Annotated in this window: 12 protein-coding genes; 2 read left to right on the top strand and 10 right to left on the bottom strand. The window is 48.9% G+C overall.

Going from position 1 to position 11,610, the window contains the following annotated elements; genetic code table 11:
* Positions 1-15 precede the first annotated feature (15 nt).
* From WBY09_RS04920 to WBY09_RS04885, 8 genes are read right to left on the bottom strand one after another with little or no spacing between them, the layout of a single operon-like run.
* On the bottom strand, positions 16-1,095 hold the full coding sequence (locus tag WBY09_RS04920; protein ID WP_157097692.1) for a Gfo/Idh/MocA family protein: 1,080 nt from the start codon (positions 1,093-1,095) through the stop codon (positions 16-18).
* Positions 1,089-1,739 carry an imidazole glycerol phosphate synthase subunit HisH gene (gene hisH / locus WBY09_RS04915; protein WP_083996942.1) on the bottom strand — a complete coding sequence of 217 codons (651 nt, stop codon included), beginning with the start codon at positions 1,737-1,739 and terminating at the stop codon, positions 1,089-1,091. Before hisH ends, WBY09_RS04920 begins: the two co-directional genes overlap by 7 nt.
* A complete protein-coding gene (gene hisF / locus WBY09_RS04910; protein ID WP_064779755.1) occupies positions 1,739-2,509 on the bottom strand; it encodes an imidazole glycerol phosphate synthase subunit HisF in 771 nt (256 codons plus the stop codon). The genes hisH and hisF overlap by 1 nt, the downstream gene beginning before the upstream one ends.
* A gap of 34 nt (positions 2,510-2,543) precedes the next feature.
* Complete coding sequence (locus WBY09_RS04905; RefSeq protein WP_064779756.1) at positions 2,544-3,587, bottom strand: nucleotidyltransferase family protein; 1,044 nt, start codon at positions 3,585-3,587, stop codon at positions 2,544-2,546.
* A complete protein-coding gene (gene neuB, locus WBY09_RS04900) occupies positions 3,587-4,687 on the bottom strand; it encodes an N-acetylneuraminate synthase (protein ID WP_064779757.1) in 1,101 nt (366 codons plus the stop codon). Before neuB ends, WBY09_RS04905 begins: the two co-directional genes overlap by 1 nt.
* Complete coding sequence (gene neuC, locus WBY09_RS04895; protein ID WP_064779758.1) at positions 4,684-5,877, bottom strand: UDP-N-acetylglucosamine 2-epimerase; 1,194 nt, start codon at positions 5,875-5,877, stop codon at positions 4,684-4,686. Before neuC ends, neuB begins: the two co-directional genes overlap by 4 nt.
* Positions 5,867-7,081: a LegC family aminotransferase gene (locus WBY09_RS04890; protein ID WP_197145886.1), complete on the bottom strand. Its 1,215-nt coding sequence runs from the start codon at positions 7,079-7,081 to the stop codon at positions 5,867-5,869. The genes neuC and WBY09_RS04890 overlap by 11 nt, the downstream gene beginning before the upstream one ends.
* 15 nt (positions 7,082-7,096) lie before the next feature.
* The gene (locus tag WBY09_RS04885; RefSeq protein WP_064779759.1) at positions 7,097-8,098 is read right to left on the bottom strand and encodes an NAD-dependent 4,6-dehydratase LegB; all 1,002 of its coding nucleotides are present in this window, start codon (positions 8,096-8,098) and stop codon (positions 7,097-7,099) included.
* Positions 8,099-8,428: 330 nt separating this feature from the next.
* On the opposite strand from WBY09_RS04885, the gene WBY09_RS04880 reads away from it, so the two are divergent.
* The gene (locus WBY09_RS04880) at positions 8,429-8,575 is read left to right on the top strand and encodes a hypothetical protein (protein ID WP_157097693.1); all 147 of its coding nucleotides are present in this window, start codon (positions 8,429-8,431) and stop codon (positions 8,573-8,575) included.
* Positions 8,576-8,590: 15 nt separating this feature from the next.
* Here WBY09_RS04880 and WBY09_RS04875 read toward each other — a convergent pair whose 3' ends face one another.
* Complete coding sequence (locus WBY09_RS04875; RefSeq protein ID WP_081579273.1) at positions 8,591-9,778, bottom strand: alpha/beta fold hydrolase; 1,188 nt, start codon at positions 9,776-9,778, stop codon at positions 8,591-8,593.
* The gene (locus tag WBY09_RS04870) at positions 9,675-10,478 is read right to left on the bottom strand and encodes a hypothetical protein (protein WP_286791714.1); all 804 of its coding nucleotides are present in this window, start codon (positions 10,476-10,478) and stop codon (positions 9,675-9,677) included. The genes WBY09_RS04875 and WBY09_RS04870 overlap by 104 nt, the downstream gene beginning before the upstream one ends.
* Positions 10,479-10,817: 339 nt before the next feature.
* On the opposite strand from WBY09_RS04870, the gene phaR reads away from it, so the two are divergent.
* On the top strand, positions 10,818-11,435 hold the full coding sequence (gene phaR / locus WBY09_RS04865) for a polyhydroxyalkanoate synthesis repressor PhaR (protein ID WP_008889414.1): 618 nt from the start codon (positions 10,818-10,820) through the stop codon (positions 11,433-11,435).
* Positions 11,436-11,610 lie beyond the last annotated feature (175 nt).

The following is an 11,610-nucleotide window of genomic DNA, read 5'->3' as shown; positions in this document are numbered from 1 at the left end:
ACCTTTTGCAAAAATCTATGCCCAAGGGAAAACTTGGTCATCAGAGTTATCGTTTGACCCGATACTGACAAGGACCGAGCTCTTTTGTGCAGAAGCGTAAGCTGCGGCTAAAGATGCGACAATTTTCTTTCCGTTCCCACCGGACGGATAATTCTCCCCTTGCAACAACGCTGACATAACCTCACGGGTAGGCCCAACGTTATCTGCCTGCGGGAATGCTATTGTTTTTCTATCCCATGGCATCCCGTATCGGGTCATAGGTTGACTTTGATGCTCCAAGAGGCGCGCTGTAACGATCATCTCGCCCTGCAACTCATCAACAAATACGTGACCAAATTGGGTCGCATACATTGACGTCATTCCGTGCCCTTGATCATGACCTATGCTCAACTTCAACCTTTGACCATTTTCAGAAATAAAAAGAAATTCTCCTGCCTGATCAAAGTAACGAGGGCCTCGAGGATTCTGAAATGGCTCACCTGTGAAATGGCCAGAAACTCTTGAAGGCCATGTCCCGGTTAAATAATTGAATGCCTCAATGTAATGGGATCCATTCATTGCCAGTCCGAAACACCCTGCAACAACATTCATGGAAGCAAGGAGACCCAATTCACCACGCTCGAGCTCCTTCTTCACCAATGCATACTGCGGCATAAAGCGCATCTGGTGGTTCACTGCAAGAGCAGTTCCTGATTTTTCACAGGCATCAATCATCCTGTCACATTGCTCCACCGAGACAGCCATCGGCTTCTCGCACAGGACAGCTTTGGAAGATGAGCTTGCAGCGAGACAAACCAATTCGCAATGCGTATCAGCTGTTGTCGCAACAATAACTAATTCGGCGCCCCCTAAAGAATCAAACATCTCTTGAGCATCAGAAAAGCAGTTCGATTTAGCGACACCAAAGTCATCAGCAAGGTTGTCTCGAACCTCTTTCCTAGTGTCACAAATCGCTTTTAAAGACATCCCTAGGTCTACAGCGGCCTGAGCGTGAGCTCTTCCCATACGGCCCGCTCCAACTAAATAGACAGATTTACTGTTCACGGCTGCTCCACATGGATTTTCATAGTTTTCAGAAGAGTTTGAACTTAGCAAGAGCGATCGCCCAGGGAAATAAAGTTTGAAATAACTTTCAATCCAATAGGGCCGCTCTTTTCAGGGTGAAACTGCAAGCCATATAGATTTTCTTTGCGCACTGCAGCGCATAGCTCTACCCCGTTGTATGAACATGTGGCTAAAACATCTTGTTCTCTCTCAGGATATGCAGCATACGAGTGGATGAAATAACAGTCAGCACCTGGAACGATTCCGTCCAATACAGTGCCTTCCCAAGCTTGCTTCTTCGGTTCTAGTCCTTCCCAGGTAACGTGAGGCACGCGATGTGGGTAGCCATCGCCCCCTTTATCAGGAATTTTCCGAACTTCTCCTGGGATCAGCCCCAAGCCTTTATGATAACCAAACTCGCAACTACCTTCCATGAGCATTTGCATACCCACGCAAATACCCAGAATTGGCTTCCCGCTCTTAATATATTCCAAAACGGGCAGATCAAGTTTCTTTCCACGCAACGAAGAAATGCATTTCCCAAAAGCACCGACTCCAGGCAGAATCAGCAGCCTCGCATTTAAAATTGCTTCTGGATCACTTGATAAAACAGGAGTTGCTCCGCAAACAGAAACGGCTCTCTCAACGCTTCGAATATTCCCTGCGTCATAATTAACAATTAAGAGTTCAGTCATCAAATTTTCCTCACCGGGATACCAGCTTCCAACGCTTTAGCGCGCACATCTTCAACCGACATGCGTTTGTAGTGCAGAACGTCAGCCATAGCGACCGCCTCAGCCTTTCCTAGTTCAAAGGCAGCAATCATGTCATTTGTATCCCCCATCCCTCCGCTAGCGATAACTGGAACATCAACCGTGGAGGAAACTGCCTGGATCAACTCAATATCAAATCCTTTGCGTGTACCTTCTCTATCAACAGAAGTAATAAGAACTTCGCCTGCACCAAGGGCCGTTGCTTTTTTCGCCCATTCGACAACGTCCAAACCTGTTTTCTCACGGCCGTTATCCGTGTAAGCTTCCCATGTCCTTGGGCCCACTTTCTTTGCCTCAACTGACAAAACGATGCACTGAGACCCATAAATGTTTGCCAGTTCAGAAATCAGATCTGGTCGTCTCACAGCGGCAGTGTTGATAGCTACTTTATCAGCACCGCATCGCAACATTTCCCCGACATCATCAGCAGAGCGAATCCCCCCTCCAACTGTAATAGGAATAAAAACATTCTCCGTTGTAGATCGGACGATATCGCCAAGACCATTTCTCTGATAAAGACTCGCGACAACATCCATATAGATGATCTCGTCAACGCCTTGCTTATAGTACTCTTCAGCAAATGAAGCCGGGTTTCCCAGTTTTCTGAGCCCTTCTAAGTTTATAGATTTGATTAAGTTCGGTGCCTTAACGTCCAAGCGCGCAATTAGTCTTTTTTTGCTTTTTGAGATCATCTCGTACGACTTCCAAAAATCTTAGATCTTAAATTTACTTATCCGAATACTCTTCATTCGCGAGCTCTAAATCATCTGGTCTACCAACATCCCTCCAAGCTTCGAGAATAGGAAAGACGTGAGTCGGATAATTCGACTCCCTGATAATTTCAAATAAAGTTGGCATATCCAAATACTGGTTTGGCTTCACAAAATTCAAAACATCTGGCTCAAGCAGATAAATTCCCGCATTCACCAAATAGGTTGATGTTGGTTTTTCTTCAATTTGTAAAATTTTGTATCCATCGACATTAACCACACCGAAAGGCACTTCATAAGAGTGTTCGCGCACGCACATGGTCGCTTTACAAGGATGGGTGTGATGGAAGTCTATCAAGTTCCGAGTGTTAACCTGCGTTAACACATCGCCATTCATAACTAAAAACGGATCCTTAATGTCTTGGTTTATCAAAGAAAGAGCCCCTGCAGTACCTAAAGGCATTTTCTCTTCAACATAACTAATATTTAATCCTTTGAATTGCCCGTCACCAAAATACTCTTTAATCATTTCACCTTTGTAATTCAGCGATATTACAATATTGACAAACCCTTCACTAGCAAGTCTATCAAGTATGATTTCAAGCATGGGCTTACCTGCGACATGAACCATCGGCTTGGGAACAGAATCCGTAAATGGGCGAAGTCTCTTTCCTCGACCACCAGCCATAATTACAGCAGTATTTGGAATCTTCTCTTGGTTCAAAAGTCCATCAAGGGTTTCAAGCCCAACCAATTTTCCGTTTGGCCCCAAAATAGGAACGTGTCTCAAAACCCTGCTCACCATCATGCTCAAGAGGTGCTCCTTGTCATCAAGCAAGTTGGCAGTAGTTGGCTTAGAGTTCATCACCCGTGAGACCGGAGCATCGAAAGGCATACCATTCAAAATAGCGCGTCTAATATCTCCATCAGTAACAGTTCCTAACAGTTCGTGTTCAGGGCTGACAATGAGGACAATTCTTGCAGGGTGACGATCTAAAATCGCGATCGCCAGCTTAACTTCATCTTCAGGCTCTAAAACAATTTCTGATATATCCTGCATCAAATTTGGTCTTCCAATACTGAAGTATCTATCATCTCATCTTCGAGATAATCACGGTTTGACTTGCGCCCAAGAATATCCCAGATAGCCATAGGCGAAAGCCCTCCACCGGGCCGCTTGGCAGTAACATCAGCTGCTGTAAATTCTTCACCTGACCTTATGTTACGTTTTACCACTAAGCTTTTACGAACAACGTTCAAGTTTTCGCCTTCGGCATCGTTGCAAACCTTCGTTGGCAGTCCCATCAAACGTTCGACATCACGAACCCCAGCAACTAATTTTTGCAAATCATGAGGCTCAATGGATGCGGCGTGGTCTGGTCCTTCCATCCCACGGTCTAACGTAAAGTGTTTTTCAATAACAGTTGCTCCATTGGCCGCTGCGGCAATTGATGCCATAATTCCTTCAGTGTGGTCCGAGTACCCAACAGGTAAACCAAAATGCTTGGCTAGCGTCCCCATTGCGCGCAAATTGACTTGATCAAAAGGTGTTGGATATTGGGTTGTGCAGTGTAGAATTGTAACTTTCTTCTCCAACATTTCTATCCCGCGCTCGCTTTCACGGGCGGCTCGAAATGCTTCCATCCTGGGACTTTCGCCCTGAGATGAAAGATATCCGAATGCGAGAACCCCCAATGCATCGGAGATTTCTTCTACCGTGCTCATGCCTGTCGAGAAAATGATAGGTAGCTGAGAACGCGCAGCCTCTAACAACAACATCCCATTTGTTATCTCACCAGAGGACATTTTAAGTTTTTGAACCTTTACGTCACGAACAAGAAAGTCGAGTTCCTCCAAGCCGAAGGGAGTAGACAAGAACTCTATCCCCGCGTTTTCGGCATAATCTTTAAGTTCAAAATGGGCATCTCGACTTAACTCTAGGACTTTTAACATGTCATACTGAGAACTGTCTGACTTGCTATTTCGTTCTTGGTAACGCGCCTTAGGAGCTGATTTCGTAACCAAATTTTCTGAAAAGAAAGTTTGAAACTTAACCGCATCTGCCCCGGCTCTGGCTGCTTCTTCAACCAAATCTTTAGCAATTTGCAGTGATCCGTTATGATTAACTCCAGCTTCAGCTATAATATAAACTTTATTCATTTCCGCTGATTTTCCTTATCTTCGTCTACGTCGAAGAAGTGTTTAACCAATATATGATCAAGGTTAATACCTTTAAGAATCTCTTTTATTTTTTTTGAAATCTGTCCTGGCTGGCCATATGGATTCTCAGAAGAAAACACTGATTCGAGGAAATCTCTCGACATACACATATTTATAGTCTTCGTTATATCTAGAGGTACGTTTACACAGTCTAAAACAGATGGGGCGCGCAAGCGACCTTTCTGGCGATCACCAATATTGACGGCGGGAACACCTGCAGCTGGTGCCTCGATAATACCACTTGAGGAATTCCCGATTACCACATCGACAAGCTTCAACAGCCCCAAATAACGCGCCTGACCAAGAGAAGTGGTAACCAAAACTCTATCTGGATATTTTTTTGCAAAAGCATCCAACTCGGCATTTATAGCTCGCCCTCCAGCATCAGCGTTCGCTTTAGTGATAATACAGGTTGCGTCATCGAAAGCGGCTAAAGCTTCTAGCAAAGGCTGAACTGCGGCACTAGGCTCTTGATTTGCGAGGGTTTCAGGATGAAATGTCACAAGAAATAAGGGAGCCTTTAGCTCAATACCTAAGCTTAACTCCAAAGAAGTGCGATCAGGTAAATCCATTGCCGCGAAGTTATCTAATCCAGGTGCACCAAACGCAAATACATTTCTCGGATTTTCCCCCATTTGGATTACCCTCTGCCGATAAGACTCGGCAGCGGTGAAGTGAAGGTGCGCCATTTTGGTCACTGCGTGTCGAATACTCTCGTCAACGGCGCCCTCTGTCGTTTCGCCTCCATGAATATGCGCCAGAGGTATCTTCATCAACATTGCCGCCTGAGCAGCAGCAAGAATTTCATATCGATCACCTAACAGCACAACAATATCTGGCTTCAGCAGGTCATATGCATCGGCAAAACCTATGACCGCCCTCCCTGTCGATTTAGTGATACTTACGGGCGTGTCGCCAGTCAGCGACATATCAACCTTCGCATTAATATGAAAACCATCTTCTTCAATATACCGATAGGTATAACCAAACTCTTCCGAAAGGTGTGAACCGGTAACTATCGTTTGAAGCGCCAACTCGTCATCGCAAGCTATCTGGCTCATTAAATTAGATAGAATTCCGTACTCAGCTCGTGTCCCAGTGACAACGCAAATCTTACGCTTATATGTCATCCCTCCCCTCCGCCAAGTAAGAACTACTGGGCGTATTGATGACACGAGCTGCCATGTCTTCAGCACATGATAAATCCATTCGGGGGTTCTCAGTGAACATTGGCAATGTATGCATCAAATTCCAAACGGGACGGCACCAAAGGCCTGCCTTATTAAGAGCTTCCAGAACTCCATCTCGCTGCTCAAATGACGTCCCTGGTTTCAAAACGATCGCATTTAACCAGTGGTTCGACACTGAGTCCTCTGGAACCACCAACAAATCGATATCAGAAACATCTTTCAGGATATTTCCATAAGCCTTAGCCAACTTCCTTTTTAGCTCTATCCTTGTGTCCAGTTGTTCCAGCTGAGCACACCCCAAAGCCGCATTGATGTTCGGGAGCCGATAGTTATAGGCAACACAATCATGCTCATACAGCCACGGATGGGGACGCTTCGCCGTGGTGCAAAGATGGCGGGCGCGCTCAGCAACCTCGTCGCTATTTGTTAAGACAGCCCCACCACCACCGGTGGTGATGATTTTATTACCGTTAAAACTTAACGCTGCTGCATTTCCAAACGATCCGACTGGTCTTTCTTTATATTTAGATCCCAGCGCCTCTGCTGCATCTTCAATAATGAGCAGATTGTATTTACTAGCAAGATCAACCAAAGCCTCAATATCCATAGGGATACCAAATACGTGCATTGGCACAATGGCACGCAGCACCCGCCCTGTCTGGCGATTTCGGAATACTGGGCCATTTGATCCCTCGCCATCCGCTACTGCTATTTCTTCGAGATATCTTGCCAATTTTTGCACATCTACGCCAAGACGATCTTTATCGCAATCGACGAAGTGTGGCACGGCTCCAGCATGGCAAACGGCATTAGCAGTAGCCACGAATGTCAATGCTGGCACAAAAACCTCGTCATTTGGACGAACACCTGTTGCCATGAAAGCAGCATGTAGTGCAGCTGTACCATTTACTGTTGCTATCGCATGACGAACCCCGCACCTGTCCGCTAGCTCATTCTCAAATCGATCAACAAAAGCACCAACGGAAGAAACCCACCCTTCGTCTAGGCAAGACTTGACATACTCCCATTCCCGCCCCCGAAATTCCGGCTCATGCAAAGGGAAGACTTCTTGATCAATGGGCAGCACTGAACGCAGAGCACCGACCAGTTTCTGGATCGTTGCAGCTGTCAACGACGTGTCCAAACTCGCATCTCCTCGTTAAATTGTGTATTGACCAATGCGATACTGTGCGAGATTTTCGGGCGATGAAAACCACGTAATTGTCTCGGCAAGTCCCTGTTTCAAACCTTCCCGACCACCAATTCTGGGCTCCCAATCCAATAACGATTTGGCTACTGAGGCATCCGCAAGCAGACGCTCTACTTCACTCGCTTCCGGACGAATACGTTCATTCTTGGAAATAATTTCCACTTCTGCATTCATGATTTCGGCAACCAGCTCAACCATATCACCCACCGAAATTTCATAGCCACTACCGATATTGATAACTTTGCCGACAGATGCTTTCCCGTCAAGAATAGCAATCATTCCTTGAACGGTATCTTTCACAAAGTTGAAGTCCCTGGTTGGACTGAGCGCGCCAAGCTCAATTGTTTTTTTGCCACCAGCGATCTGTGTAATTACTGTCGGAATTACCGCACGTGCGGATTGACGGGGGCCGTATGTATTGAATGGTCGGGCAATAGCCACCGGAACTTCGAACGAGCGCCAATAAGACATGGCAATTTGGTCCGCGCCAATTTTGCTCGCTGAATATGGCGATTGCCCAACCAGTGGGTGCTCTTCTGTAATTGGGACAAACTGGGCTGTTCCGTACACTTCACTGGTTGAAGTATGCATAATCTTCTCGACACCCAAGTCTCGAGCCGCCTGGACGACGTTAAGCGTTCCCACAACGTTCACGTCAACATAGGAATGTGGAGCAACGTAGGAATATGGAATTGCAATCAAGGCCGCCAAATGCATGACGGCACCACAACCTGTCATCGCATTTCTTACGCAGATCGGATCACGAACGTCGCCAGAAACGACTTCGATTGCATCCTTAATTTCCTGTGGCGCCTGATCCAGCCATCCCCAACTATCAAACGAATTGTATAGGACAAGAGCTTTAACTTCGCGACCTTGACGAACAAGCTCCTCCACGAGATGGGAACCAATGAAGCCATCTGCACCAGTTACAAGGATTTTCCCGTTCACAGCTTTTCCTTTATAGTTACCTTCATAATTTTCGCTCCCTGCCCAAATTAGTGCATGCGCAGAGAAAACAATTCACTTTGCAAGCGATACAGAAAAATACATTTTTTTAACATCCACTTGTGTAAACAAATTTGCACTTTCTTCGCTAGATAAAAAATGCGCCCACTCAGGCAAATTTGATAGTCAAAGCTTGTTCGATTAGCATTTGCATACACGCCAAACAATGACGAATAACCAATATCAATGTAGCCCCCATAAAGTTAAATCAGCATCCACACCCAAGAATAGAAATACAAACTGACAATTTATCCTTTGCGCGGTGAACCTACATTGACCGACTTGCACTTAACTCGGATCACCCGGGTGTTGTTTGTCGGACGTGTGATCCTGACCCTGATCATCATCGCCCTTCTGGCGCGCCTGACCCTGCGCTGGGCGCCAGAGCGCGCCCAACTTGCAACCGAAAGCCCCGATTAAAAGCGGGCTTTCGGGTTAGCCTGCAAGCCAATCAACCACCGGCTTCCAGGTGGATTTTTCCGCACGTGATCCGACCATCATGCCGATATGCCCGGCAGAGGGATGAAGTTCAGTGCGGAGATCTTCGGGGCAGGCATCAAAAAGCGCCTGCGCGCTTTCGGGTGGGACGATGCGGTCATTTTCCGGGATCACGGCCAGCACCGGGCACGACAAGTCCGCCGGGTTGATATCAATGCCGTCAATCTGCCACTGGCCCTTGGCCGGGCGGTTTTCGACATACCAGCCGATCAGGCAATCGACCGCGACCCGGCGCGGAAGCGGAACACCATCATTCAGCCAGTCTTCGAGGGCGACAAAATCCTGCGCCTTGGTTGAGTCCATTGCCATGGCCTGAAAACGCCGGAATTTCTCGCCCATCATGAAGGGATCGAGGCTGGCAAACAGGCTTTGCAGCACGTCGACCGGAAGCGTGTCATGGATTGCCAGCATTTGCGGTAAAGAGGGCGCAAAGGCCGCAGCAATGCGTGACTGGGTGGGACCGGCGGCCATGAAGTCCCAAGGGGTTGCCAGCAGGACAAGCTTTGAGACCTGTGCCGGATCGAGAAGTGTCGCCGCAAGGGCAACAACTCCGCCCATGCAATAGCCCACCACCGGCACCGGCCCGCCATTGATATCGGCGACATCCTGAAGGATGGTGACCAGACGGCCAGCGACATAATCATCCAGGCCAAAGTTAGCTTCATCCATGCCGGGATAGCCCCACTCGACCAGAAGCGGACGATAGCCGCATTTGGCGAGATAGCGCGCAAAGCTTCGCTTTTCATTGAGATCAAGGATATAGCCGCGATTGACCAGCGACGGCACAAGCAGGACGACTTCGCCGGTTTTCGCCGCCTTGTTGTCAGAAGTTGCGCCATAGTCATACACCCGCGTCGAACCCTCTTCCCAGACGGTCGGGATATCTTTGCGGTCCTGATCGCGTGGGCGGCGATAGGGATGGCGTTGATAGGCGCGCACCCCGTCATGGAACCCGGCATGGCGATCAAAGGCGACCCGGTCAAGCGCCTGGGCGACGTCATCAGGGTGATAGGCCTCAAGCTCAGCCAGAAGACTTTCCGCCTGATCCTTCAGTTCCGGCTTCCAGGGCAGCAATTGTTTCAGAAAGATCGGCAATGCGGCGCGCGAGCTGAGCCAGCTCGTCATCTCGACTGCCAGATGCATCGGAAGCGGTCTTGGCCCGGCCCGCCTCTGATTTTCGCGTTTTGGCGGAAGCGGTTTTTGTTTTGGCGGACTGATCATTCTTCCCCTGCCCCTTTGCAGCATTTTTTGCAGCACGTTTGGTTTTGGAAGTCTTGTTGGCTTCATCGGCGGCGGATGTCTGCGCGCTGTCTTTATCGGATGTCTGTCCATCCGCATTACCGGCAGCATCCGGTTCGGCTTTTGCCGTGTCTGGTTTGGGTGTCATCCCGGCCATACCGGCCATCGCCGACATATCGGACGCAAACGGCATGCCCGCGAACGGGGATGCCGGCAGTTCGCGTGCGGCCTTGGCCATCTGATCCATCATCGCCTGCAACGGGTTGGCGGCCGCCATGGCATCGCCCATCGGGTTATTGATTGGATTTCCGGGCCCGGCGGCAGGGTGTTGGCCCATCGCCATTTGACCGATCAGCTTGCCCCAGGCTTCAAAGCCTTCGCCCATGCGGGTGGTATCGGCACCAAGGGATGCGTAAAGACGTCCGATGGCACTGGCGGCATGGGCGCCATCAGCCGTTGCGGCGACCTGTTGGCGCCAGAGTTCAAGAAACTGCCGGGCAAGTTGGTCAAGCCGTTCGTCATCGGCGTCTGATGACGAAGACCCTGTGGTTTGTGATTGGTCGGGGTCGTTCGTAGCCTTGGCCATCGGCGATACCCTTATTGTTCCCAGTATTGTTCAGATGCGACGCATATCTGTTGGCGACCACTATAGGAGGTTGAGGGTCGCGGGAAAACGAATTCCCGTGCTGTGGCGCAACAAACCGTATCCAAAGTTGTTTTTCGCACTGCACTTCGCGTTGAATACTGGACACATTGGAAAATTCGCGGCACTCTCACAGTCTTCTGAGCGAATGCAAAATCGAAAATGCTGCGCAACATCGTAAACGCAACAATGTGAATTGCCGGGGCGCAAAGCAGGTGGAACGACACCACCAGAAGGTTCGCCAGACATACGTCCGGGAAACAGGGAAGCAGGAAAGACGCCATGACCAACAAGAAATCAGATGATCAGGACCGCATCGTTATCAAGAAATATGCGAACCGCCGCCTCTATAACACGGCGACCAGTTCCTATGTGACGCTTGATCACCTTTCGCAGATGGTCAAAGACAATACCGACTTTGTTGTCTATGACGCGAAATCGGGTGAAGACATCACCCGTCCGGTCCTTACCCAGATTATTGTCGAGGAAGAAAACAAGGGGCAGAACCTTCTGCCGATCAGCTTCCTGCGCCAATTGATCGGTTTTTATGGCGACAGCCTTCAGGGGCTGGTGCCGAGCTACCTTGAACAGGCAATGCGCGCCTTTGGCCATAATCAGGAACAGATGCGCGAATATATGCAGGGCACCATGCAGGGCATGTTCCCGTTTGGCCAGTTCGAGGAAATGAACAAACAGAACATCGCGCTGTTTGAACAGACGATGAAGATGTTCTCGCCCTTCATGCAGGATGAAAATGGTGAGCCGACCGGCGAAGGCCCGAAAAAGCCAACAGCACCCGGTGCTGCGAAATCCGATGCTTCGCTTGATGAGCTGAAAAGCCAGCTTGAAGCCATGCAGGCGCAGCTTAACAATCTTGCCGGTGGCAAGTCCGGCAAATAAGGCACCCGGCCCGCATCCCGGGCACTGAGATCAAAAAGGCGAAGCTGCCATAGCGCACTTCGCCTTTTTTCATGCCCGCATCAGATGTTTGGCCGGGCGGCAAACAATGCCCGTCGAACACCCAAGCCGTCCGGCACCAATCCTGCATAAATTTTTCGTTAACACTTTCAGAACG

The sequence above is a fragment of the Thalassospira sp. CH_XMU1458 genome (assembly GCF_037027205.1).
GTDB lineage: Bacteria > Pseudomonadota > Alphaproteobacteria > Rhodospirillales > Thalassospiraceae > Thalassospira > Thalassospira tepidiphila.
This window is presented reverse-complemented; position numbering and strand designations above follow the sequence as displayed.

Excerpts from the sequence above, each read along its gene's own strand:
- phaR (WP_008889414.1), top strand. The coding sequence starts at position 10,818 with ATGACCAACAAGAAATCAGATGATCAGGACCGCATCGTTATCAAGAAA.
- WBY09_RS04905 (WP_064779756.1), bottom strand. The coding sequence starts at position 3,587 with ATGCAGGATATATCAGAAATTGTTTTAGAGCCTGAAGATGAAGTTAAG.
- WBY09_RS04875 (WP_081579273.1), bottom strand. The coding sequence starts at position 9,778 with ATGACGAGCTGGCTCAGCTCGCGCGCCGCATTGCCGATCTTTCTGAAA.
- hisF (WP_064779755.1), bottom strand. The coding sequence starts at position 2,509 with ATGATCTCAAAAAGCAAAAAAAGACTAATTGCGCGCTTGGACGTTAAG.
- neuC (WP_064779758.1), bottom strand. The coding sequence starts at position 5,877 with ATGACATATAAGCGTAAGATTTGCGTTGTCACTGGGACACGAGCTGAG.
- neuB (WP_064779757.1), bottom strand. The coding sequence starts at position 4,687 with ATGAATAAAGTTTATATTATAGCTGAAGCTGGAGTTAATCATAACGGA.
- WBY09_RS04870 (WP_286791714.1), bottom strand. The coding sequence starts at position 10,478 with ATGGCCAAGGCTACGAACGACCCCGACCAATCACAAACCACAGGGTCT.
- hisH (WP_083996942.1), bottom strand. The coding sequence starts at position 1,739 with ATGACTGAACTCTTAATTGTTAATTATGACGCAGGGAATATTCGAAGC.